We start from the raw sequence: 22879 nt of genomic DNA, 5'->3' as shown, positions 1-22879 counted from the left end.
TCCTTGTCGGCGCGCTTGACCGCGGCGTCGATGGTCTCACCCATCACGAACTGCTGGCCGAGCATCTTCATCGCCGCGAGCGCGGCCTGGCGGATCACCGGCTCGCCCGAGCGGCGGATCATCGATTTGAGCAGCGACAGCGGGTTCGCCTTGCTGCCGAGCGCGTCGAGCATCAGCGTCGCCGACCCCAGCGACAGCCCGCGCGCCGACAGCGCGACGATCAGCGGGCTGTCCTCGCCCTCGCCCTCGCGCCAGTGGCGCCCGGCGATCTTGTCGCGGATCAGCGCGTTGGCGGTCGCGCTGTCGGGGACGCGAAGCAGCGCCTCGGCGAGGCACATCAGCACGACGCCTTCTTCGGTCGACAGGCGGTAGCGGTTCATCAACTGCGCGACGAGCGTCTCGCGGTCGCCCTCGGCCTTCGCCTTGCGGATCAGCGCGAGCCCGCGCTGCGTCGTCGCGGCGACGGTCGCGGGCGAGCGGGCCAGCTCGACGCGCAGGTCGGCGACGATGTCGGTTTCGGAACGGCGGGCGAGAGCGCGGATGGCGGCGCGATCGGTGGGTTGGGTCATGGCGGCTTCCATAGCATATTCGCCTTGGTCGATCCGACCTGAATTACAGGAAATTATATATGTTTTGACTGAATAATTGGACTATACTAGGCTGAATCCATGAAAAACAGCTCAAATATAGTCGATCTGGATGAGTTCGACCGCAAGATCCTCGCGATCCTCGGCCGCGACGGGCGGATCACTTACACCGACCTCGCGCAGCAGGTCGGCCTGTCGAAGACGCCGTGCCAGCAGCGGGTGAAGCGGCTGGTGGAGAGCGGGCTCATCACCGGCTTTCGCGCCATCGTCGATCCCGCGAAAGTCGGGCTCGACCATGTCGCCTTTGCCGAGGTCAAATTGTCCGACACGCGCGAGGAGGCGCTGCGGCAGTTCAACGCCGCGGTGCGCCAGATCGCCGAGGTCGAGGAATGCCATATGATCGCGAGCAGTTTCGACTATCTGCTCAAGGTCCGCACCCCCGACATCCGCCGCTATCGCATCGTGCTCGGCGAGAAGATTTCGAGCCTGCCGCATGTCGCGAGCACCTCGACCTTCGTCGCGATGGAGACGATCCTGGAGACGGCGCGGTAAAGCCTCAAAAGCCCTGCATGCGAGTCCTTTGGGCTCCTTCGACACGCTCAGGGCAGGCTTAAGGAGACAAAGGATACCGATGCACGCACCGAAAATGTCTCCTTTGTCGCTTTAAGCGGAGGCGGCGTTATGGACTGTGGAAAGAGCCAGGAAGCAGGCTCTCACAGGCGCGCTATGTAGGAAAGCTCTTACTTCGTCAGGCGACGGCCTCTCGTACATAATCGACCGACCCGCGCGCATCGCTTAGCCGCGCGGCGCCGAGCAGGCGATTCCAATAGCTCTCCGAACCGTCGGCGAGGCGCCATTCGTGGAGGCGGCGGGTGTAGAGCTGGAGGTCGTGTTCCTCGCTGATCCCGATTGCGCCGTGGACGGCGTGCGCGGTTGCGGCGAGGCGCGCCGCGGCGGCGCTCGTCACCGACTTGGCGGTCGCCGCGGCAACGAGGCTGGGCGGCAGGCCGCCCGCGCAGCCGAGCTGCGAGGCGATGCGGCACGCGACCATATCTTCGGCCATCACCGCCATCTGCTGCTGAAGCGCCTGCTGCTTGCCGATCGGCTTGCCGAACTGGACGCGCTCGTTCGCATAGGCGGCGGTCATCGTGGTGAGCCGGTCGGCGGCGCCCGCGATCAGCCCGGCGCGGAGGATCGCGGCGATGGCGCGAAGGCCGCCCTCGGGCGCGGGGGCGACGCCCGCCCCCAATGCCGGGTTCAGGCGGCACGCGGTACTGCCGAACACGTCCGTCGGCGCGCCCTCGACGGCAGCCAGATAAAGCCGACCCTGTTTCTCGATCAGCACGTGATGCGCGACGCTGCCAAACGGCACGACGATCTCGCCGCCTGCGCTCGCCGTCGCGAGCGCGATCGGACCGTCGGGCGCATCGGGCAACAAGGCTCGCGCGATCATCGTCTCGCCGACGGGAAGCGGCACCGCGTGACGGCCGAGCGCCTGCCACAGCGCACAAACCTCGGCGAGCGGCAAGTCCGCGCCGCCGCGCTCCTCGGGAACCAGCGCGTCGAGGAATCCCGATTCGGCGATGCCGTTCCAGAGCGCTGCGCTGCTTTCGCCCGCCTCAATCGCGCGGACCGTCGCGGGCGGCGACAGCGCTGCGAGCATCCGTTCGAAGGGTAAGAAAAACTCGCTCATCAGCCCAATCCCCTCACCGCAAGCCCATGCCGCGCGCAATGATCCCGCGCAGGATTTCGCGCGTCCCGCCGCGCAGCGAAAAGCTGGGCGCCACATGCGTCACGTAAAGCAGCGCCCGATAGAGTTCGGCATCGACCGGCTCGTCGGGGTGCGAGGCGAGGTCGTCGCCGATCGCGATCGGCAATTGCTGTTCGAAGGCGGTGCCGAGATCCTTGACCAGCGAAGCCTCGGTCACCGGACTCTCGCCCGCCGCGAGCCGCGCGGTGCAGGCGATCGACATCGCGCGCAGCACGCCGAGCCGTGCGGTGAAATCGCCGACGAGGGCGAGGGTCGCCGGATCGTCGCGGCCCAGCCCGCGCAAATGCGTGATCCATGCGTCGAGCAGCACGACGCTCGAATAGATGCGCTCGGGCCCGCTGCGCTCGAAGGCGAGTTCGGCGGTGACCTGCTTCCACCCCTCGCCCTCGTTACCGATCAGCGCATCGGCGGGCAGATCGACATCTTCGAAGAAGACTTCCGCGAAATGCTCGTCGCCCGTGAGGTCCCTGATCGGACGGATCGTGACGCCGGGGGCCTTGAGGTCGACGATCAGTTGCGACAGGCCGGCGTGGCGGTCCTCGGGGCTGCCCGAGGTGCGCAGCAGCGCGATCATATAATCGCAGTGCGGCGCGCCCGAGGTCCAGATCTTCTGCCCGTTGACGCGCCAGCCGGTTTCGGTGCGCACCGCGCGGGTGCGCACGCTCGCAAGATCGGAGCCCGAGCCGGGCTCGCTCATCCCGATGCAGAAAAAGATCTCGCCGCGCGCGATGCGCGGCAGATAATATTCGCGCTGCGCTTCATTGCCGAAATTGAGAATCAGCGGCGCGCTCTGCCGGTCGGCGATCCAGTGGGCCGCGACCGGCGCGCCGACGGCCAGCAATTCCTCGACGACGACGAAGCGCGCGAAGGGTCCGCGCTCGTGCCCGCCATAGCGTTCGGGAAGCGTCAGCCCGAGAAAGCCCGCTTCGCCGAGACGGCGGCTGAATGCCGGATCATAGCCCTGCCACGAGCGCGCGCGGCGATCGGCGGGAGTGGCCGAAGCGGCTTCGGCGGCGAGCGCGCGAATCGCGGGCCGGATCGCCTCGTCGGCGGGCGGCAGGCTTGCGAGGCTGAGCGTATCGAACACCGGCATCCTTCCCTTTGCTTGTCCCGAAGCCGCTATTGCGCCGGATGCGTCATCACAAGCTGCTTTTTGTGAGAGCAACGAAGGATTGACCGGCGCCGCGCGAAACGGCAAAGGCCGGACAGCGCGCGGGTGTAGCTCAATGGTAGAGCAGCAGCTTCCCAAGCTGAATACGAGGGTTCGATTCCCTTCACCCGCTCCAGACTTTCGCAGCGAAAAGTCCGGCCAGCCTCGCAGAGCGGGGACTGACGGCGCGGCTTTGCCGTGTCGCGCCTTCTGTCTCTCAGGCTTTTTCCACTTTCACCGATTGCTCGACCAGCCGTATCTCGCGATACGCCGTAAGGAACGCAATATCCGCAGCGTCTCGGCCCACACAGATGCGTGCGCATTCGGTCGGCTTCGACATGCCCGTCGCATCGACGATGTGCCAGTCACCGCCCAGATAGACTTCGGCGACCGCGTGGAAATCCATCGGCTTCACGCCAAGTGCATAGACGCTCGCCATGCGCGCGGGGATATGCGCGGCGCGCGCAAGCGCGATCATCACATGGGCATAGTCGCGGCAGACGCCGCGCCGTTCGACGAAACTGTCGAGCGCGCCGGTCTCCGCATCACTCGTTCCCGCGACATAGGTGAAGCGGCTTTCAATCCAGTCGCGCATCCGGGCGATCTTCTCGCCGCCTTGGCACTCGCCGAAGCGGCGCTCGACGAAGGCGTGGAACTTGTTCGACGGGCAATAGCGCGATTCGTTGAGATAGGGGACGGCAGCGGCGGGCAAGCGGTGGAGCGGAACGTCGGCAAGCGTGCGGAGATCGACCGCGGGCCGGTCGATCGCCACCAGCGCGCGATATTCGACATGCAGGCTGCCCGCGCCGTGCAGCCAGATCGGCTCGCAAATGCCGTCCGCCGCCGGGACGCGCGCCACATAATCGGGATGGCCGAGGTCGAGCGAGGCCTGCTCGACATGCTGACCGTGGCCGTTCGCGGCCTCGATCTGCAGCATCAGGTCGACGGGTTCGGAGAGGCAATAATTTAGGGAGGCGGAGATTTCGAGTTTCATCTATCGGCAACGCATAAAGGGGCGATCGGTGCCGCTAATGACAGTCCGGGAAAAGAACAAGTGACGCCGCAGCGCACCATACCCTTCATCGTCGTGACGATCTTCATCGACGCGATCGGCTTCGGCATCATCATGCCGGTGCTGCCGCAGCTTGTCATGGAAGTCGGGCGGATCGACCTGCCGCACGCGATCGAGGTCGGCGCGTGGATCGGGCTGGTGATGGCGGTCGCGACCTTCTTCGCCTCGCCGGTCCTCGGCAATCTCTCCGACCGCTTCGGGCGGCGGCGCGTGCTGCTGCTTTCGCTCGGCGGGCTGGCGGCGGACTATACGCTGCTGACCGTCGTCGGCACCCTGCCCTGGCTGTTCGTCGCGCGCGCGATCTCGGGCATCTTCGGGGGCAGCTATGCCGCGGCGCAGGCCGCCATCGCCGACGTGACGAAGCCCGAGGAGCGCGCGCGCAATTTCGGCTTCGTCGGCGCGGCGTTCGGCGTCGGTTTCGTCGTCGGTCCGGCGATCGGCGGCTTCCTCGGCGAACTCAGCCCGCGCGCGCCGTTCGTCGCGGCGGCGATCCTCGCCGCCGCGAACATGCTCTATGGCCTGATGATCTTCCCCGAGACCCTGCCCGTGGAGCGCCGCCGCGCCTTCGATTGGCGCCGCGCCAATCCGCTCGGCGCGTTCCGGACGATGCGCGCGCTGCCCGGCATGGGCGGCGTCGCGGCGGTGCTCGTGCTGTGGCAGATCGCCAGCCTCGTCTATCCGATGACGTGGAGCTTTTATTGCATCGCGCAGCTGGGCTGGTCGCCGGGGATGATCGGCGCGAGCCTCGCCGCCGTGGGCGTGATGATCGCGCTGGGGCAGGTGTTCGTCGTCGGCCCGGCGGTCGCCCGCTTCGGCGAGCGCGATGCCGCGACGCTCGGCATCCTCGTCGCGGTCGCGGTCTATGTCGGCTATGCCTTCACCACCTCGACCATCGGCGCCTTCCTGCTGCTGATCCCGGTCGCGCTGCAAGCGCCGGTGCAACCGTCGTTAATGGCGATGATGTCGCGCCGCGCCACGCCCGAGACGCAGGGGGAGGTGCAGGGGATCTCAGCGATGGCGATGGGGCTCGGCCAGCTTGCCGCGCCGATGCTGCTGACCGGCACGATGGCCTATTTCACCGCCAAGGGCGCGCCGGTGCATTTCCCCGGGGCTGCTTTCGTCGTCGCCGCGATCTTCGGACTGCTCGCGATCCTGATGCTGCGCCGCCTGCCGCGCGCGACGCGCGGCGCCGATCAGATGCCGCCGTCGGTCACCGCATAGCCGAGCGCTTCGAGACCCGCAGTCAACATCGCCACACAAGCGGCCACCGCGTCCCCGTTTGTCGAACGGACGACGAAGTTCGCGCCGACCTTGCCGTCGCGGAAAAAGGGATAGCTGCCGATCGCGACACCGGGATGCTCTTTCTCGCCAAGACGGAGCAGGTCGGCGATCTCGCTTTCAGGGGCCCAGGCGCCGATCGTATGCGCGACGAGCGGCGCGCCGCCCTCGAGCTCGCCGGTCAAGGCGTCGAGCATCCCTGCGGTGATGTGCGGCACCCCCGCCATCACGAAGAGATTGCCGATGCGGATGCCCGGCGCGCCCGACATGCGGTTCGGGATCAGTTCGGCGCCATCGGGGGTGCGCGCCATGCGCAGCCGCGCCTCGGTCAGTTCGCCGCCGCGCGCAGTGTAATAGCGTTCGAGAATCGCACGGGCATCGGGGTGGACGATCACCCCGACGCCGAGCGCCTTCGCGACCGCATCGACGGTGATGTCGTCGTGCGTCGGACCGATCCCGCCGGTGGTGAAGACATAGTCGTAGCGCGCGCGGATCGCGTTGAGCGCATCGACGATCTCGTCTTCGACATCGGGGACGATACGCACTTCGCGCAGGCGAATCCCCTGCACGTCGAGCCAGGTCGCAATCTGCGACACATTCTTGTCCTGCGTGCGGCCCGAGAGAATTTCGTCGCCGATCACCAGCACGGCGGCGGTCCAGATGCATTCGTCGCTCATCCCCTTGCCTTAGCCCGCTGGCATGACAAAACAAGCCCGCTGGAACGGCGACCATGTTCCTGATATGTTCCTATGCGACTCGCAAACCCAGGGAGAGACGCGATGGCCGATGAGCTGATTTTCTACACCAACCCCATGTCGCGCGGGCAGATCGTCCGCTGGATGCTCGAAGAGGTGGGCGCGCCCTATGAGACGCAGCTCCTCGGCTATGGCACGTCGATGAAGGACCCAGCCTATCTGGCGATCAACCCGATGGGCAAGGTTCCTGCGGTCGTCCATAACGGCAAGGTGGTGACCGAATGCGCCGCGATCTGCGCCTATCTGGCCGATGCCTTCCCGTCGGCGGAGCTGGCGCCGGCGGCCGCCGACCGAGCCGATTATTACCGCTGGATGTTCTTCGCCGCCGGGCCGGTCGAGCAGGCGATCACGGCAAAGAGTTTCGGGTTCGAGCCCGATGCCGACCAGCAGCGGATGGCGGGGTTCGGCTCGCTCGGCGCCGCGCTCGACGCACTCGAAGGGGCGGTCGCGGGCAAGACATTCGTCGCGGGCGACCGCTTCACCGCCGCCGACGTCTATGTCGGTAGCCAGATCGACTGGGGCCTGCAGTTCGGCACGATCCCGTCGCGCCCGGCGTTCGAGGCCTATGCCGCGGGCCTTCGCGAGCGCGACGGTTACCAGCGCGCCAAGGAGATCGACAACGCCCTGATCGCCGAAATGCAGGCGGCAAATCCCGCCTAGGCATGACCGAGCCGGTATGGAGATTGCCCGGGGCTAGCCGGCGTCGGCTTTGGGGTGGGTAGCGGACGCTGCCCTTTCTTTACTTCGTCATCCCCGCGAAAGCGGGGACCCAGAGCGTCCGTCCGCTTACCCACCCCTGGGTTCCCGCTTTCGCGGGAATGACGAAGGGAGAGAGTGCGGCAACTCCCGGTCGTAAGCAGACTTGCGAGGAAGCCGAGGGACTTGTCCCCCGTTCCCCGCCACGCCACATCTCGCCCATGCCCCTTCCCGCCCCCTTCACCGACTGGTTCGCCGCGCGCGGATGGCGCCTCAGGCGGCATCAGGCCGATATGCTTGCGGCAGGCGCGCGCGGCGAGCATGCGCTGCTCGTCGCCGCGACGGGCGCGGGGAAGACGCTGGCGGGGTTTCTGCCGACGCTCGTCGATCTGGCCGCACACCCCTCCGACCGGCTGCACACGCTTTACGTTTCGCCGCTGAAAGCGCTCGCCGCCGACGTCGAGCGCAACCTGCTGGGGCCGATCGCCGACATGGCCCTCGACATCAGCGTCGAGAGCCGCAGCGGCGACACCTCGTCGGACAAGAAGGCGCGCCAGCGCAGCCGCCCGCCGAACATCCTGCTCACCACCCCCGAATCGCTGTCGCTGCTGCTCTCCTATCCCGACAGTTTCGCGATGTTCGCCGACCTCAAGACGATCGTGATCGACGAGATCCACGCCTTCGCGCCCGGCAAGCGCGGCGACCTGCTGAGCCTCGCGATGGCACGGCTTCAGGCGATCGCGCCGGACCTGCGCCGCGTCGGCCTGTCGGCGACGATCGCCGATCCTGTCCAATATGCCGCCTGGCTCGCCCCTGCCGCCGATGCGGAGAGCGTGACGCTCGTCGAGGGCGAGCCCGGCGCCGAGCCCGACATTCAGATCTTGCTGCCCGAGGGGGCGGTGCCGTGGGCGGGGCATTCGGGGCGCTATGCAGTGCATCAGGTGATGGAAGAGATCGCCAGGAACCGCACGACGATCATCTTCTGCAACACGCGCGGGCTCGCCGAACTGATCTTTCAGGAGCTGTGGAAGGTCAATGACCTGTCGCTCCCGATCGCGATCCACCACGGCAGCCTCGACCGCGAGGCGCGCCAGCGCGCCGAAGCCGCCATGGCCGAAGGGCGCCTCCGCGCGCTCGTCGCGACCGCCAGCCTCGACCTCGGGCTCGACTGGGGCGACGTCGACTGCGTGATCCAGATGGGGGCGCCCAAGGGGTCGTCGCGGCTGCTCCAGCGCATCGGCCGCGCCAACCACCGGCTCGACGAGCCGAGCCGCGCGCTCATCGTTCCCGGCAACCGCTTCGAATATCTGGAAGCGCGTGCCGCGCTCGACGCCGTGGAGGCGGGCGAGCGCGACGCCGACCGCTTTCGTCCCGGCGCGCTCGACGTGCTCGCGCAGCATGTGATGGCGCTCGCCTGCGCGGCACCGTTCGACGAGGCCGGACTGCTGGCCGAAGTCCGTACCGCCGCGCCCTATCGGTGGATCGATACGGAGATTTTCGCGCGGCTGCTCGGCTTCGTGCGCGATGGCGGCTATGCACTCAAAAGCTACGACCGCTTCCGCCGCCTCGCTCCTGACGGGCAAGGGCGATGGCGGATCGCGCATCCAAAACTTGCGGCGCAGCATCGGCTCAACGCCGGGATCATCGTCGAGGCGCCGATGGCGGCGGTGCGCTTCAGGAACGGCCGCCGCCTCGGTCAGGTCGAGGAATATTTCGCGAGCACCCTGACCCCCGGCGACACCTTCGCCTTCGCAGGGCTGAGCCTTGAGGTCGAGGCGATCCGCGACACCGACCTGATCGTTCGCGCGACGACGCGCCCCGCGCGCATCCCGAGTTATATGGGTGCACGCATGGCGATCTCGACCCGCCTCGCCGACCGGGTGCGGGCCTTTCTCGCCGATCCGGCAAGCTGGCGGCGCTTTCCCGAGGATGTCCGTTTCTGGCTGGAAATGCAGGCGCTGCGCTCGGCGCTGCCGAAGCCGGGCGAGCTGCTCGTCGAGACCTTCCCGCACGAAGGGCATCATTATCTCGTCTGCTATCCGTTCGAGGGATGGAATGCGCACCAGTCGCTGGGGATGCTGATCACCAAGCGGATGGAGCGCGCAGGGCTGCAACCGCTCGGTTTCGTCGCGTCGGACTATGCGATCGCGATCTGGTCGCTGCAGCCCGTCCTGCACCCGCAGAATCTGTTCGACGCCGAAATCCTGTCCGAAGAGTTCATCCTATGGGTCGAGCAATCGCATCTGCTGAAGCGCGCCTTTCGCGAGGTCGCGGTGGTCGGCGGGCTGATCGAGCGCCAGCACCCGGGCAAGCGCAAGAGCGGCAAGCAGGTAACTTTTTCGACCGATCTGATCTTCGACGTGCTCCGGAAATATGAACCCGACCATCTGTTGATCGAAGCCGCCTGGGCCGACGCGCGCGAACGGCTGACCGATGTCGCGCGTCTGGGCGACCTGCTCGACCGCGCGGCGGGGACGATGGTCCACCGGACGCTCGAGCGGATCAGCCCGCTCGCCATCCCCGTGCTCGTGCTGATCGGACGTGAGAATGTCGCCGCCGCCGACCTCGACGACGCGCTGCTCGGCGAACTGGCCGATACGCTCGCGGCGGAGGCGATGCGCGCCTGAGCCGGCTCTCAACCCCCCTTCAGCCGCCGCTTGCCGGGCAGCGGGATCAGGCGTAGACTGGCCGGAAATATAATGAGGATGCCGGCCATGATCGAAGCCATCAAGTCATCCGCTGCCTGGGCGCTACTGCTCGCCGCGCCCTTGCTGACCGGTGCGGCCCAGCCGCCCGCCAATTCACCGTCCTCCGGTTCGCCCGTCGCATCGCAGGCTCCCGCGATGCCGGTAACGCCCCCGCCCCCTGCCACCGGCGAGGCGCTGGCGCCGCCGGTCGTCGTCACCCCCTTCATCCAGCCTTTTGACCTCGACGCGACCCGGCGCATGGCAGTAAATGTCATCGTCGGCGGACAGGGACCTTTTTCTTTTCTGGTCGATACCGGCGCCGAACGTACCGTGATCGCCCGCGAACTCGCCGAGCGGTTGGGGCTGGCCCAGGGCAGCAAGCTCAGGATGGCCACCATCGGCGGTTCGACCGAAGTGCCGAGCTATCGCGTCGCGGCGCTCGAAATGGCGAACCTCCGCCTCGCCGCGATCGACGCGCCGGCGGTGTTCGGGCGCCACCTCGGCGCGGCGGGACTGATCGGCGTCGATATGCTCGAACAGCGGCGGGTGCTGATCGACTTCCGCAAGCAAAGCATGCAGATCCTCGAAACGCGCAAGCGTGCAACCCCCGTCATCCGCGACGACGACGCGATCGTCGTCACCGCGCGAAATTCGGCGGGGCGGCTGATCCTGTCCGACGCGCGAATCGACGGCAAGCGCATCGACGTTATCGTCGATACCGGCGCGCAGACGAGCGTCGGCAATCTCGCTCTGCAAAAGCTGATCGCCAGCCGCGGCGCCAACCGCTTGCCCTTCACCGAGGCGACCTTGAGTTCGGTAACCGGCGAGGACGTCCACGCGGTGCGAACTATGGTCAAACGCGTCACGCTCAACGGCCTCGACGTGAACAATCTGCCGGTCAGCTTCGCAGACAGCCAGGCGTTCCGCGCGCTCGGGCTCGACGCGCGGCCGGCGCTTTTGCTCGGGATGGACGGTCTTGCCCTGTTCGACCGGGTCGAGATCGATTTCCCGAACCGCCGTGTCGTGTTCGACATGCCGAGCGGGGCGAGCCGCGAGACGAAGATTCGCTTCGCCGAAAACACCGCGATTCGCGGTAGCTAAACGGCGGTACTGCCGCCATAGCCGCGCCATGTCGGGTGCAGCGATCTTCGATTTTGCGGGCGAGCGTTTTCACATGCTCGCCGACCGCGCGCTGTTCTGGCCGCGGCAGGGCGCGCTGATCGTCGCCGACCTCCATCTGGAAAAGGCGAGTTGGTACGCGGCGCACGGCCAGCCGCTGCCCCCCTATGACAGTCACGACACGCTCGACCGGCTGGCACGCCTCGCCGTCGAAACCGGCGCGCGCGCGATCTGGTGCCTCGGCGACAGCTTTCACGACCGCGCCGCCGCGGCGCGCATCGTCCCCGAGGTGGCCGAACGGCTGGCGCGGCAGGCGGCGGCGGCGAAGCTGGTGTGGATCGCCGGCAACCACGACGGACTGACCGCCGGCGCCTGGGGCGGCGAGGTCGCCGAAGAACTGACCGCCGGCGGCATCGTCTTTCGCCATGAAAGCGCAGCCGCCGAAACACGCCCCGAAATATCGGGTCATTTCCATCCCAAGCTGCGCCTCAGCGTGCGCGGACGCGGCGTCTCGCGCCCCTGTTTCGCCGGCGACGGGCAGCGCCTGATTCTGCCCGCCTTCGGCAGTTTCACCGGCGGCCTGGATGCCGAAGATGGGGCCATCGCCGCGAATTTTTCCGGACCCTATCGCGCGATGCTGGTGGCGCGGGGCCGCCTGCTGTCGGTCCCGTGCGGCATTCCGGCTGGCATGACGCTACGGCAAGCCTGACCACGCGCGCGCGGAACGCCGATCCCCGCCACCCGGCCTGTGGCCAAAAAGCATCACCTCGCCAGAAACGACGCAAAAGGAGGCCTCGCGCTGGAAGCGCGATGCTCTTTTTGGTTATGTTCGCCCCGCAACGAGAAAAATCATAAGTTGTGAGAGGAGTGCCCACCATGAAATCTTCCCTTCTTGCTGCCCGCCTGTTGCGGAGCAGCGCACTCGGCGTCTCGCTCGCCATCGCCGCGGGCTCGGTTCCGGCCTTCGCGCAGGATGCGACCGACGCCACCACCACCGCCGAAGACAGCAATGTCAGCGAAATCGTCGTCACCGCGCAGGGCCGCGCCCAGCGGCTTGCCGACGTCCCGGTCGCCATTTCGGCGGTCGGCGCCGAAGCGCTGCAGAACAGCGGCGCGAACGATATCCGCCAGCTCAATCAGGTCGCACCGTCGCTGCTCGTCTCCTCGACGGGTTCTGAAGCAAACGGCTCGGCGCGCATCCGCGGCATCGGCACCGTCGGCGACAATCCCGGCCTCGAAAGCTCGGTCCCGGTCTTCATCGACGGCGTCTATCGCTCGCGCTCGGGCATCGGCCTCAACGAGCTGGGCGAGATCGATCGCGTCGAGGTTCAGCGCGGCCCGCAGGGCACGCTCGGCGGCCGCAACTCGTCGGCGGGCCTGATCAGCATCTATTCGAAGAAGCCCGACTTCACCTTCGGCGCCAACGGCGAGATCACCTATGGCAATTACGACTATTGGCGGCTCGCCGGCAGCGTCACCGGGCCGATCACCGACACGCTCGCCGCGCGCCTCGATGGCGTGTGGGTGAAGCGCGACGGCTTCTACAGGGACACGACGAACGACACCGACGTCAACAATCGCGACCGCTATTTCCTGCGCGGGCAGCTTCTGTTCGAGCCGACCGATGCGCTCTCGATCCGTCTGATCGCCGACTATACCTATCGCAACGAGCGCTGCTGCGGCGCCGTCTATGTCGATAGCAGCGTCAATCCCTATATCGGCAACCTCAACAATCCATCGACCCCGCTGTCGACCGGAGGGACAACGCCGGGACCGCAGCCCGATGGCAACAATATCATCAACGTGCTGCGCGACCTCGGTCAGCCGCTCGCCGCGTTCAACCAGGGCTATGACCGCAACCTGTCGGTCAGCGCGGGGCGCAGTTTTGCCGGCAAGACCAAGGATTATGGTTTCTCGGGCCAGATCGACTATGATTTCGGCGGCGCGAAGCTGACCTCGATCACCGGATACCGTGAATATCGTTCGGGCCAGGCGGGCGACCTCGACTATGGCGCGGTCGACATCCTGTATCGCGCGCCGAGCGACGACGCCTATCGCCAGTTCCACACCTTTACCCAGGAATTGCGTCTGCAGGGCGAGGCGTTCGACGGCAAGCTCGACTGGCTCGTCGGCGGTTTCTTCGCCAACGAGAAGCTGACGGTACGCGACAATCTGCGCTTCGGTAGCCAATATGGCCGTTTCGCCAATTGCCGCCTCGTCTCCGGCGGCGCGCTGGCGGCCCTCTACTCGCCCAACAGCACGGGATGCGTCGTGCCCTTCGTGGCTCCCGGCGTACCGGGGCTGGCCGCTATCGGAGCCGCCGCGGGCGCATCGGGGGCCGACATCGTCGCCGCCATCACCGCGCTCGACGGTCTCAACAACCTCGGCAGCGTCGACGATCAATATCGGCAGAACGGGACCAACTGGGCGCTCTTCACGCACAATATCATCCATATCACCGACAAGCTCGATCTGACGCTCGGCCTGCGTTACACGCATGACAAGAAAAAATTCTCGGCCAACTTCAACAACGACAATAGTGTCTGCACGACCATCCAGAATCTCGTCTACGACGATCTGATCCAGCAAAATCAGACCGGCGACAGCGCTGCCGTCCTGCGCCAGCGCGCCACCGCCCGGGCCTTGTCGCAGGGCCTGATCGGCCTCGGCTGCCAGGGCAATTCGACCGCCGAGCTCGACGGCGTGTCGATCAAGGACCAGCGAAAGGAGCATAAGTTCACCGGCACGGCGATCCTGTCGTACAAGCCGATCGATGATCTGATGGTCTATGCCAGCTACGCCCGTGGGTACAAGGCAGGCGGGTTCAATCTCGACCGGTCGGCGCTGAAGAATCCCATTCAGGTCGTGAACGGAGTCCCGACGGTGACCTTCGCGCAGGTCGGCGGCGCACAAGCGCTGGTCGGCAATCTGCAGTTCGACCCCGAACTCGTCACCAGCTACGAACTGGGCGCCAAATATGCGACCGGCCCGTTCAGCGCGGGGCTGACCTTCTTCCGGTCGGACTTCAGGAATTTCCAGCTCAACACCTTCAACGGCTCGGTCTTCCTGGTGCAGAACGTCAACGGCTGCACAAGCGATCTTGCCGGCGCCGACCGCGACACGAGTTCGGCGACGGGCGCGTGTGCGGCGGACGATGTGAGCTGGGGCGTGCGGACCGAAGGCTTCGAACTCGAAGCTTCGCTGGTCCCCGCGCGCAATTTCCGCATGAGCGCGGGCTTGACCTACGCGCGGACCAAATATCGCGCCAATCTGGTCGGCAATTCGTCGGGCACCCCGCTCGATGCGGCGCTGCGCAAGTTGCCCGGCGACAATCTGTCGAACGCCCCGGAGCTGGTCGCAACCGGCAGCGTGACCTGGACGCCCGAGATCGGCAGCAGCGGGCTGACCGGCCTCGTCTATCTCGATGGCCGCATGACCAGCGACTATAACACCGGCTCCGACCTGTTCCCGCAGAAGGGGCAGGACGGCTATGCGATCTTCAACGCCCGCGTCGGCCTGCGCGGTCCCGACGAGAAATGGGGGATCGAGCTCTGGGCGCAGAATATCTTCAACAAGCAATATGCCCAGGTCGCGTTCAACTCGCCGTTCCAGGCCGGAACGACGTCGGCGCCCTTCACCGACCCGCAATATCCGGGCGGCCGCCAGATCTTCTCGATGTTCCTAGCGGAACCCCGGACCTATGGCGTGACGCTGCGCGGCAAATTCTAAGCCGCACCTCGTCCATTTGACACAAGGCCGCCCGCGTACCCCGGTACGCGGGCGGTTTCTTTTTCTGGAACCTTTTCCGCATCATGTCATAGGTTGCGAACCATGTTCGCAATCGACTCCCTGCTCGTCAAAATCGCGCTGATCGGCGTGATCGGCATCGGCGCCCAATGGATCGCCTGGCGCACGAACAAGCCCGCGATCGCGCTGATGCTCGTCGCCGGGATCGTCGCCGGTCCCATACTCGGCCTGATCGACCCGGTGCGCGACTTCGGCGCACTGCGCGAGCCGATCATCAAGCTCGCGGTCGCGGTGATCCTGTTCGAAGGTGGGCTCAGCCTCAAATTCCGCGAACTGCGCCACGCGGGACTCGCGGTGTTCATGCTCGTCTTCATCGGCGTGCCGGTCGGCTGGGCGCTCGGCACCGCCGCCGCTTATTATGGCGCCGGCTTGCCCTTCGAGCTTGCGGCGCTGTTCGGCGGCGTGATGGTGGTGACGGGTCCGACCGTGATCGTGCCGCTGCTCCGCACGCTCAACATCACCCCGCGCGTCAAGCACATCCTGAAATGGGAAGCGATCGTGAACGACCCGATCGGTGCGCTGCTCGCGGTCGGCCTCTACGCCTATATCATCCACGGCGGCGCGCAGGCGAACAGCACCGCGATCGTCACCGACGTCGTCGCGGCCAGCCTGCTCGCGATGCTGATCGGCGGCGCGGCAGGTTTTGCCCTGACCTGGGCCTTTCCACGCGGCTGGGTGCCCGAATATCTGAAGGCGGCGGTGCTGCTCACCACGGTGATCGCGGTCTTCGTCCTCTCCGACCTCATCATGCACGAAACCGGCCTGATCACCGTGACCGTGATGGGCATCGTGATGGCGAACCGCGAGACCGATTCGAGCCGGACGCTGATGCGTTTCAAGGAGGATCTGACCGTCGTCCTCGTCTCGGGCGTCTTCATCATCCTGTCGGCGACACTCAATTGGGAGGTCGTGCAGAATTTCCGCTTCCGCTTTCTCTTCTTCCTGATCCTGCTGCTGTTCGTCGTGCGCCCGCTGACGATCATGATCGCCTTGCTGTTCACGCGCATCCCCTTCAAGGAGCGGCTGTTCATCGCCTGGATCGCGCCGCGCGGCATCGTCGCGGTCGCGGTGACCGGCCTCTTCGCGCTGCGCCTGTCGGACTATGGTGTACCGGGCGCCGAGGCGCTGGTGCCGCTGGGCTTCGGCGTCGTCATCGCGACGATCTTCGCGCACGGCTTCACCGCGGCGCGCTTCGCGCGCTGGCTGGGGCTCGACCGCGGCAAGGGCAATGGCGTGCTGCTCGTCGGGGCGAACAGCTGGACCATCGCCTTCGCCGAGTTCGTCAAGGCGCAGGGCAGCGAGGTGCTGACCGCCGACGAAAGCAAATTCGCGCTGCGCCGCGCCCGCCGCGCCGATATTCCGGTCTATCAGGGCGACATATTGGACGAGGCGCACGACGACGAGCTCGACATGGGCCAGTATCAGCAACTGATCGCCGCGACCGACAATGACAGCTATAATGCCCTCGTCTGCAGCGAACTGGCGGGCGAGGTCGGCCACGACCGGGTCAGCCGGATGACCGCGACCAGCGAGGCACGCAGCAAACGGCGCGGGCGCGTGCTGACCCTGGCTGGAACCCCGATCGAGGAACAACTCGACCGGCTGCAGGCGGGCTGGACCTTCGGCCGCACGCGGATCACCGAGAAATTCACTTATGCCGATTTCATGGCGCGGATGCAGGCGTCGGGCGGCGACAGCCTGGCGGTCGCGCGCGCCAATGGCGAGCTCGCCGTCTTTTCGATGCAGCACCGCCCGCCGGTCGAGCCCGGCGACACGATCTGGACCTTCGTCCCGCCCGATCCGGTCGTGGTGCCCGCGCCCGCCTGATCAGCGCGCCCGTGCTGCCTGATGCGCGATGTCGGTCATCAGCTTGTAGAACAGCACCGCGCCGGGTGTCCCCGACGATTTGAGCGCGCGCTCGCAATCGAGCAGGCGCGTCATTAGCCGCGCGATGCGCAGCGAATCCCAGATATGAAGCTGCGCCGTCACCGCGTCGCGCTCCTTCCAGAAGACGCCGCTTTTCGGGGCCGCGACCACCGTTGCCGGGTGTGCGCCCGCATCGACCTCGTCGCGCAGCCGGGCGAGTTGCATCGCGCGGATCGCAAGCGCACGAATAAGGCGGATCTCCGCGACCCCGACCGCCGCCGCCTGCGCGAGCATCGCGGGCAGTTCGCGCACCTTGCCGCCGAGCGCGACATTGATGCACGCGCTGACATCCTCCTCGTGCGTTGCGGCGCCCAGAGCGGCGATGTCGGCGGGGGTCACCTGCCGGTGCCGGTCGGAGGCGGCATCGAGGTAGAGCGCGATCTTTTCGATCTCGCGCCGCATCAGCGCCTGATCGCCCGAGACGAGATCGACGAGCAATTGCGCCTCGCTGTTGGCGAGCCGCAGCCCCTGCTCCGTCGCCACGGCCATCGCGATGCCGACGAGCGCGCGCCGGTCAGGCTGGTAGCAGATCGCGGCAACCGCGCTGTCCGATCCTTCGACGAGCTTCACGAGCTTCGACTTGGCGGTGACCGACGCGCCGGTCGCGATCACCGGGTTAATCGCAGCATCCGCTCCGAGCAGCGCTTCGACCGCGGCCAGGCTGTCGTCGCCGCTGCCCGACAACTCGACCTTGATCACGCGCGCGGACGAAAAGAGCGACATCGATGCGGCCTCGGCCGCGAGCAGCGACGGGTCCTGCGACAGTTGCGACCCGGCGAGGTCGAGCCGTTCGGCGTCCTTGCCGGCAAGGCGGATCAGATGCGCCGCAACGGCTTCCATCGTCGCCTCGTCGGGGCCGGTCAAAAGGATGAAACGAACCGCGGGGTCGAGGCGCGTCTGGCGTTCGAGATCGGCGGGCTTGACGTTCTTCATTGCCCGGCGGGCGCGGGAACCGGAGCATCCGCCGACTGGCCGCCGCCGCGGTTCGCAAAGACCGCGAGCCGCGCGACGATCTGGTCGGCGACCCCCGAGGCGAGCCGTTCGAGCGAGGTCGATTCGGCGGCGATCGTCGCATATTCGCTGCCGACGACGTCGATTCCCGCATCCTGCGCGGCGGTCGCGTCGAGCAATACCTCGCCCGACGCCGCATCGACGAGCTGGTAACGCGCGCGCAAGCTGCGCCGCTCGCGCGTCACCGCATCGTCCGAGCGGACGCCGAAGCCGGTGATCGAATCCTCGAGCCGCACGTCGAGCCGCAATCTTTTGCCCGCGTCATGCCCTTCGCGCGTCGCCTGCAGCCGGTCGCGCAGCGCATTGCGGACGAGCCAGCCCGAATGCCCCTCGATCGGCGCGACATCGACGTCGGCGAGCACCTGCGCCACCGCGCCCTTGCCGCCGTTCGCGTAAAGCGGCCTGAGCCCGCAGCCGCCGAGCATCAGCGAGGCGGCGACGAGCGAGGAGGCGAGAAGCTTGCGCATATCAGGGAACGATATTCACCAAACGGTCGGGGACCACAATCACCTTCTTCGGCGCATTGCCGCCGAGCAGTTCGACGATCCGCGGGCGCGCGAGCGCCGCGGCTTCGGCCGCGCCCTTGTCGATTCCCTTGGCGAGCGTCATCGTATCGCGCAGTTTGCCAGCAACCTGGATCGCGATCGTCACCTCATCTTCGACGAGCAGTGCCGGATCGGCGGCGGGCCACGCCGCGTCGGCGATCAGCGCCGTCGAGCGCTGCGCTTCGGGAAGCGCCGCCCACGCCTCTTCGGCGAGATGCGGCAGCATCGGCGCGACGAGCAGGATCAGCGTCCGGCACGCCTCGGCGCGGGTGGCCGAGGGCTTCGCCTTCTCGATCTCGTTCGCGAGCGCGTGGATCTTCGCGACCGCCTTGTTGAAGCCGAGCGCTTCGATATCGGCCGCGACCCCGGCGATCGTCTGATGGAGCTTGCGCGCCAGCGCCTTGTCCTCGCCGCCGTCACCGACATTTTCGGTGTCGCCAAAAATCCGCCACAGCCGCTGGACGAAGCGCCACGCGCCCTCGATTCCTGCTTCGCTCCACGGCAGGTCGCGCTCGGGCGGGCTGTCGGAGAGCATGAACCAGCGCGCGGCGTCGGCGCCGTACTGGTCGAGGATGGCGTCGGGATCGACGACATTCTTCTTCGACTTCGACATCTTGATCACGCGGCCGACCTCGACCGGCGCGCCATCGGCCTCGAGCGTCGCACCGTCGGCGGTGCGGACGATCTCGTCGGGCGTGAAGAAGAGCGGCGGCAGGCCTTCGCCCTGCGGCCGGCTGTATGTCTCGTGCGTCACCATGCCCTGCGTGAACAGGCTCGCAAAGGGCTCCTCGATCTCGATCATGCCGAGCTTCGCCAGCGCGCGCGTCCAGAAGCGGGCGTAGAGGAGGTGGAGGATCGCATGTTCGATACCGCCGATATATTGATCGACGGGCAGCCAGCGCGCGATCACCGCCGGATCGAACGGCCTGTCGGCCGGAGAGCTGGCGAAACGCAGGAAATACCACGACGAATCGACGAAAGTGTCGAGCGTATCGGTCTCGCGCACCGCCTCGCCGCCGCACGACGGGCAGGCGACATGCTTCCACGTCGGATGGCGGTCGAGCGGATTGCCGGGGACCGAGAAATCGGCATCCTCGGGCAGCACGACGGGGAGCTGGCTCCTGGGAACCGGCACCAGCCCGCACGCCGGGCAATGGATGAACGGAATCGGGGTGCCCCAATAGCGCTGGCGCGAGACGCCCCAGTCGCGCAGGCGCCATACGGTCGTGCCCTTGCCCCACCCCTGATGCTCGGCGCGCGCGATGACGGCGGCTTTCGCCTCGTCGATCGTCATCCCGTCGAGGAAATGGCTGTTCACCAGCTTGCCGGGGCCGACATAGGCCTCGTCGCCGTGGAAGACCTGCCCGGTCTCGTCGCCATCGGCGATCACGCGGTGAACCGGCAGCTCATATTTGCGCGCGAAGTCGAGGTCGCGCTGGTCGTGCGCCGGGCAGCCGAAGATCGCGCCGGTGCCATAGTCCATCAGCACATAGTTCACGACCCAGACGGGCAGGTGCCAGTCGGGATCGAGCGGATGCTCGACCGCGAGGCCCGTGTCGAAGCCCAGCTTTTCCGCCGTATCGATCTGCTCGGCGGCGGTGCCCTGACGCCGGCATTCGGCGATGAAGGCCGCGAGTTCGGGCGAATCCTTGGCCAGCTTCTCGGCGAGCGGATGGTCGGGCGAAATCGCGGCGAAGCTCGCGCCGAACAACGTGTCGGGGCGCGTCGTGAACACGTCAAAACCCGGCGCACCGCCGGCCAGCCTGAAGCTGAACTCCAGCCCCTGCGACTTGCCGATCCAGTTTTCCTGCATCAGCCGCACCTTGTCGGGCCATTTGTCGAGGCTCTCGAGCCCGTCGAGCAGCTCCTCGGCAAAGTCGGTGATCTTGAGGAACCACTGCGACAATTTCTTCTTCTCGACGAGCGCGCCCGAGCGCCAGCCGCGCCCGTCGATCACCTGCTCGTTGGCGAGCACGGTCATATCGACCGGGTCCCAGTTGACGTAGCTGTGCTTGCGCGTGACCAGCCCCGCGGCGAACAGGTCGAGGAACAGCGCCTGCTCCTGCCCATAATAGTCGGGTTCGCAGGTCGCGAGCTCACGGCTCCAGTCGATCGCGAGGCCGAGGCGCTTCAGCTGCGCGCGCATCGACGCGATATTGTCGCGGGTCCAGCCGCCGGGGTGGACGCCCTTCTCCATCGCGGCATTTTCCGCCGGCATCCCGAACGCGTCCCAGCCCATCGGGTGGAGGACGTCGTGGCCGGTCATCCGCTTGAAGCGCGCGAGCACGTCGCCCATCGCATAGTTGCGCACATGCCCCATATGGATGCGCCCCGAGGGATAGGGGAACATCTCAAGGATATAAGCTTTCGGCTTGTCGCCGCTTTCATTGGTCGCAAAGCTGTTCGCGGCGTCCCAGGCCGCCTGCCAGCGGGCATCGGCGGCGAGGGCGCCAAAGCGCGTTTCGCGGGTCATTCCTGTTTACCCCGTTGTCTGTCTGTCGGCGCGGAGGCGCGCCGGAGGATTAGCCTTCGATGGCGCTGCGGCGGAGGTCGCGGGCGCGGGTGAGGATGATCTCCTCGAGCTTCTGCACCGTCGCCGCCTGCACCGGCGCGTCGACCCAGGCACCGCCCTGCGACACCTGGCGCGAGGCGGCGACGCGGAGCGCATCGGCACGCAGGTCGCGGTCGAGGATCGATACGGTGACCTTCATCCGCTCGCCGGGATTCGCCGGGTTCGCGTACCAGTCGGTGATGATGACGCCACCCGACGAATCGGCCTGGAGTAGCGGCATGAAAGAGAGCGCATCGAGCGACGCGCGCCAGAGATAGGAATTCACGCCGATCGTCGTGACCTGCGATGCCGCGAGATCGGCTTTCGGCCGCTCCTTGCCGCCGCACGCCGCAAGGCCGAGCGCTGCGACACCGAGCAGTGCCAGCGTGGCCGGACGCGAGGCAAGGATGGAAAGCTTGGACATGCCGAACACCTTATCTTTTAGCGCCGCGAAGGCCGCGCTGCTGGAAATTTCAAGCGTCTCTATCGCCCTTGCCGCCGTCCGGCAAGCGCGGCAATCGCGTCTTTTCCGCCGTTCATCTCCGGCTCAGCTTGGGAGGGCAGTGTGGGATTCGCGCAACAACTTCGGCGAAAAGCCGGACGCGTGCGATTATTCGTTCGGGAATCACTGGAATTATCGCCGCCAGAGTCCTATCTGACGAGTCGATTGGGGATGGAGTCGCAGAGTGATGGCGCGCAAGCCGCGACATATCTGGAAAGCAGGGCTGTTCGCCGCCGCGGCGATTTCGGTCGCGCTTCCGCCTGCGCTCGCGGCGATGAGCCGCACCGATCGCATCCGCGACACGCAATTGTCCGAAACTTTGCTCAGCCAGTTCACCCCCGCCTCGGGCGACGAGCGGCTGATCGCGCGCTATAACAAGATGTCGGCCGAAGCGCGCAGCAGCTTCAGCTTCACCCCCGCCACGCTCGACGTCAACCGCCGGAACCATGCGATCACCGTCGTGACCCGCGCCCGCGACGACGCATCGAGCGCCGCGCGCACCTCGGCGCTGGCGGCGGGACGCCCGGGCGCCGCGGTCGCGATCGCGCCGGTCGCTTACGACCTCGGCGCATCGCTCGGCTTCCAGAAATTCGCGATTCCCGCGCTGCCGCACGGCATCGACCTCAAGAATCTGCCGGTCGCCAAGGCGCCCGAACAGGCCGAGAAGAAATCGCGCTTCGCGACGCGGGTGCTCAGCCAGCCGAGCGATCCGGCGGGCGCGACCGACCGCGTCTTCGCGCCGGGCACCGACCAGAATGTCGATGTCGTCAGCAGCTACCGCCTGACCAAGAATCTCGATGTCACCGCGGGCGTCCGCTATCGCGCCGACGACCGCGTCCAGCCGCTCACCGATTCGCGCCGCGACAGTCAGGCGGTCTATGTCGGAACCGCCTTCCGCTTCTAAGCGTTTTTGCGCCGGCGTTTCGCCGCTTTTTCTTCCCACGCATCGATCGCTGCCCAGCCGGGATTGAATCCGCTCGCGCGCTTTAGCTGGCGTGCGCGCGCCGGTGTCATTCCGCCGAGCGCGATTGCTTGCCCACCCGCCAGCCGCGCCAGCCGCAGCCAGGCAGCGCGGCCGAGCGCCGGGGCGCCGGGATGCGAGTGCGTCGCGTGGAGGGGCGAGATGAAGGCAACATCGGCCTTCGCCCGACGGGCGCGCCGCGCTTCCCGATTGCCGTGCACCGGCATCGTAACGATCAGGCCGAGGCGGCGCGCCTGTCCCGCACGCGCCGCCAGCGGGTGGCGCAGGTGCACGCCGTCGGCGACGTCCCACAGCACGGGGAGGATCGTCGTCACGGCGGCCGTCACCGGGCTTGCCAGCTGGTGGTGGCTGGGCCTGCCGCTGATGGGTGCCCTGCTGGTCGGCAGCGTGCTGGGCTCGACCGACGCGGCGGCGGTGATGCTGCTGCTGCGCGGCGGCGG

Annotated in this window: 19 protein-coding genes, 1 tRNA gene and 1 pseudogene; 11 read left to right on the top strand and 10 right to left on the bottom strand. The window is 67.0% G+C overall.

The genetic code is table 11. The annotated features are described in order from the left end of the window. A pseudogene (locus ACE3SL_RS09050) lies at positions 1–569 on the bottom strand (bifunctional proline dehydrogenase/L-glutamate gamma-semialdehyde dehydrogenase PutA); the annotation flags it as partial. A gap of 99 nt (positions 570–668) precedes the next feature. On the opposite strand from ACE3SL_RS09050, the gene ACE3SL_RS09045 reads away from it, so the two are divergent. Further along, complete coding sequence (locus ACE3SL_RS09045) at positions 669–1139, top strand: Lrp/AsnC family transcriptional regulator (protein WP_374525407.1); 471 nt, start codon at positions 669–671, stop codon at positions 1137–1139. Between the two features lie 196 nt (positions 1140–1335). Here ACE3SL_RS09045 and ACE3SL_RS09040 read toward each other — a convergent pair whose 3' ends face one another. Together ACE3SL_RS09040 and ACE3SL_RS09035 are read right to left on the bottom strand one after the other, a co-directional pair. Continuing rightward, the gene (locus ACE3SL_RS09040) at positions 1336–2280 is read right to left on the bottom strand and encodes an acyl-CoA dehydrogenase family protein (protein ID WP_374525406.1); all 945 of its coding nucleotides are present in this window, start codon (positions 2278–2280) and stop codon (positions 1336–1338) included. Between the two features lie 13 nt (positions 2281–2293). Then, on the bottom strand, positions 2294–3451 hold the full coding sequence (locus tag ACE3SL_RS09035) for an acyl-CoA dehydrogenase family protein (protein WP_374525405.1): 1158 nt from the start codon (positions 3449–3451) through the stop codon (positions 2294–2296). Positions 3452–3570: 119 nt separating this feature from the next. Here ACE3SL_RS09035 and ACE3SL_RS09030 point away from each other — a divergent pair. Next, positions 3571–3644, top strand: a tRNA-Gly gene (locus tag ACE3SL_RS09030). 81 nt (positions 3645–3725) lie between these two features. Here the strand turns inward: ACE3SL_RS09030 and ACE3SL_RS09025 are convergent. After that, positions 3726–4502, bottom strand: a complete 777-nt coding sequence (locus ACE3SL_RS09025; protein WP_374525404.1) for a transglutaminase family protein — start codon at positions 4500–4502, stop codon at positions 3726–3728. A gap of 60 nt (positions 4503–4562) precedes the next feature. Between ACE3SL_RS09025 and ACE3SL_RS09020 the strand changes: the two genes are divergently transcribed. After that, positions 4563–5801, top strand: a complete 1239-nt coding sequence (locus tag ACE3SL_RS09020) for an MFS transporter (RefSeq protein WP_374525403.1) — start codon at positions 4563–4565, stop codon at positions 5799–5801. Here the strand turns inward: ACE3SL_RS09020 and ACE3SL_RS09015 are convergent. After that, positions 5774–6535 carry a competence/damage-inducible protein A gene (locus tag ACE3SL_RS09015; protein WP_374525402.1) on the bottom strand — a complete coding sequence of 254 codons (762 nt, stop codon included), beginning with the start codon at positions 6533–6535 and terminating at the stop codon, positions 5774–5776. The two genes, ACE3SL_RS09020 and ACE3SL_RS09015, sit on opposite strands and share 28 nt — an antisense overlap. A 102-nt stretch (positions 6536–6637) precedes the next feature. Between ACE3SL_RS09015 and ACE3SL_RS09010 the strand changes: the two genes are divergently transcribed. From ACE3SL_RS09010 to ACE3SL_RS08985, 6 genes are all read left to right on the top strand, one after another. After that, positions 6638–7273 carry a glutathione S-transferase family protein gene (locus ACE3SL_RS09010; RefSeq protein ID WP_374525401.1) on the top strand — a complete coding sequence of 212 codons (636 nt, stop codon included), beginning with the start codon at positions 6638–6640 and terminating at the stop codon, positions 7271–7273. A gap of 257 nt (positions 7274–7530) precedes the next feature. Then, complete coding sequence (locus ACE3SL_RS09005) at positions 7531–9936, top strand: ligase-associated DNA damage response DEXH box helicase (protein WP_374525400.1); 2406 nt, start codon at positions 7531–7533, stop codon at positions 9934–9936. A gap of 87 nt (positions 9937–10023) precedes the next feature. Continuing rightward, positions 10024–11097, top strand: a complete 1074-nt coding sequence (locus ACE3SL_RS09000; protein ID WP_374525399.1) for an aspartyl protease family protein — start codon at positions 10024–10026, stop codon at positions 11095–11097. Positions 11098–11125: 28 nt separating this feature from the next. Beyond that, on the top strand, positions 11126–11824 hold the full coding sequence (gene pdeM, locus ACE3SL_RS08995; protein ID WP_374525398.1) for a ligase-associated DNA damage response endonuclease PdeM: 699 nt from the start codon (positions 11126–11128) through the stop codon (positions 11822–11824). Positions 11825–11991: 167 nt separating this feature from the next. Continuing rightward, positions 11992–14844, top strand: a complete 2853-nt coding sequence (locus ACE3SL_RS08990; RefSeq protein WP_374525397.1) for a TonB-dependent receptor — start codon at positions 11992–11994, stop codon at positions 14842–14844. A gap of 102 nt (positions 14845–14946) precedes the next feature. After that, a complete protein-coding gene (locus ACE3SL_RS08985) occupies positions 14947–16749 on the top strand; it encodes a cation:proton antiporter (protein WP_374525396.1) in 1803 nt (600 codons plus the stop codon). Here the strand turns inward: ACE3SL_RS08985 and holA are convergent, their stop codons facing one another. The 4 genes from holA to ACE3SL_RS08965 are packed head-to-tail and all read right to left on the bottom strand — an operon-like array spanning position 16750 to position 21379. Next, a complete protein-coding gene (holA, locus tag ACE3SL_RS08980) occupies positions 16750–17781 on the bottom strand; it encodes a DNA polymerase III subunit delta (RefSeq protein WP_374525395.1) in 1032 nt (343 codons plus the stop codon). Then, a complete protein-coding gene (gene lptE, locus ACE3SL_RS08975; protein WP_374525394.1) occupies positions 17778–18326 on the bottom strand; it encodes an LPS assembly lipoprotein LptE in 549 nt (182 codons plus the stop codon). The genes holA and lptE overlap by 4 nt, the downstream gene beginning before the upstream one ends. A 1-nt stretch (position 18327) precedes the next feature. Beyond that, complete coding sequence (gene leuS / locus ACE3SL_RS08970; RefSeq protein ID WP_374525393.1) at positions 18328–20877, bottom strand: leucine--tRNA ligase; 2550 nt, start codon at positions 20875–20877, stop codon at positions 18328–18330. A gap of 49 nt (positions 20878–20926) precedes the next feature. Continuing rightward, complete coding sequence (locus ACE3SL_RS08965; protein ID WP_374525392.1) at positions 20927–21379, bottom strand: DUF3576 domain-containing protein; 453 nt, start codon at positions 21377–21379, stop codon at positions 20927–20929. On the opposite strand from ACE3SL_RS08965, the gene ACE3SL_RS08960 reads away from it, so the two are divergent. Then, a complete protein-coding gene (locus tag ACE3SL_RS08960; protein WP_374525391.1) occupies positions 21372–21614 on the top strand; it encodes a hypothetical protein in 243 nt (80 codons plus the stop codon). The genes ACE3SL_RS08965 and ACE3SL_RS08960 overlap by 8 nt on opposite strands. A 30-nt stretch (positions 21615–21644) precedes the next feature. Further along, positions 21645–22361 (top strand): hypothetical protein, encoded by a 717-nt coding sequence (locus ACE3SL_RS08955; protein ID WP_374525390.1) that lies wholly within the window; start codon positions 21645–21647, stop codon positions 22359–22361. Here the strand turns inward: ACE3SL_RS08955 and ACE3SL_RS08950 are convergent. Beyond that, a partial coding sequence (locus tag ACE3SL_RS08950; RefSeq protein WP_374525389.1) for a thiamine phosphate synthase occupies positions 22358–22879 on the bottom strand: 522 nt, incomplete at its 5' end. The genes ACE3SL_RS08955 and ACE3SL_RS08950 overlap by 4 nt on opposite strands.

The organism is Sphingopyxis sp. (genome assembly GCF_041916015.1).
Lineage (GTDB): Bacteria > Pseudomonadota > Alphaproteobacteria > Sphingomonadales > Sphingomonadaceae > Sphingopyxis.
This window is presented reverse-complemented; position numbering and strand designations above follow the sequence as displayed.

Excerpts from the sequence above, each read along its gene's own strand:
- ACE3SL_RS09045 (WP_374525407.1), top strand. The coding sequence starts at position 669 with ATGAAAAACAGCTCAAATATAGTCGATCTGGATGAGTTCGACCGCAAG.
- ACE3SL_RS09040 (WP_374525406.1), bottom strand. The coding sequence starts at position 2,280 with ATGAGCGAGTTTTTCTTACCCTTCGAACGGATGCTCGCAGCGCTGTCG.
- ACE3SL_RS09035 (WP_374525405.1), bottom strand. The coding sequence starts at position 3,451 with ATGCCGGTGTTCGATACGCTCAGCCTCGCAAGCCTGCCGCCCGCCGAC.
- ACE3SL_RS09025 (WP_374525404.1), bottom strand. The coding sequence starts at position 4,502 with ATGAAACTCGAAATCTCCGCCTCCCTAAATTATTGCCTCTCCGAACCC.
- ACE3SL_RS09015 (WP_374525402.1), bottom strand. The coding sequence starts at position 6,535 with ATGAGCGACGAATGCATCTGGACCGCCGCCGTGCTGGTGATCGGCGAC.
- ACE3SL_RS09010 (WP_374525401.1), top strand. The coding sequence starts at position 6,638 with ATGGCCGATGAGCTGATTTTCTACACCAACCCCATGTCGCGCGGGCAG.
- ACE3SL_RS09005 (WP_374525400.1), top strand. The coding sequence starts at position 7,531 with ATGCCCCTTCCCGCCCCCTTCACCGACTGGTTCGCCGCGCGCGGATGG.
- ACE3SL_RS09000 (WP_374525399.1), top strand. The coding sequence starts at position 10,024 with ATGATCGAAGCCATCAAGTCATCCGCTGCCTGGGCGCTACTGCTCGCC.
- pdeM (WP_374525398.1), top strand. The coding sequence starts at position 11,126 with ATGTCGGGTGCAGCGATCTTCGATTTTGCGGGCGAGCGTTTTCACATG.
- ACE3SL_RS08990 (WP_374525397.1), top strand. The coding sequence starts at position 11,992 with ATGAAATCTTCCCTTCTTGCTGCCCGCCTGTTGCGGAGCAGCGCACTC.
- ACE3SL_RS08985 (WP_374525396.1), top strand. The coding sequence starts at position 14,947 with ATGTTCGCAATCGACTCCCTGCTCGTCAAAATCGCGCTGATCGGCGTG.
- holA (WP_374525395.1), bottom strand. The coding sequence starts at position 17,781 with ATGAAGAACGTCAAGCCCGCCGATCTCGAACGCCAGACGCGCCTCGAC.
- lptE (WP_374525394.1), bottom strand. The coding sequence starts at position 18,326 with ATGCGCAAGCTTCTCGCCTCCTCGCTCGTCGCCGCCTCGCTGATGCTC.
- leuS (WP_374525393.1), bottom strand. The coding sequence starts at position 20,877 with ATGACCCGCGAAACGCGCTTTGGCGCCCTCGCCGCCGATGCCCGCTGG.
- ACE3SL_RS08965 (WP_374525392.1), bottom strand. The coding sequence starts at position 21,379 with ATGTCCAAGCTTTCCATCCTTGCCTCGCGTCCGGCCACGCTGGCACTG.
- ACE3SL_RS08955 (WP_374525390.1), top strand. The coding sequence starts at position 21,645 with ATGGCGCGCAAGCCGCGACATATCTGGAAAGCAGGGCTGTTCGCCGCC.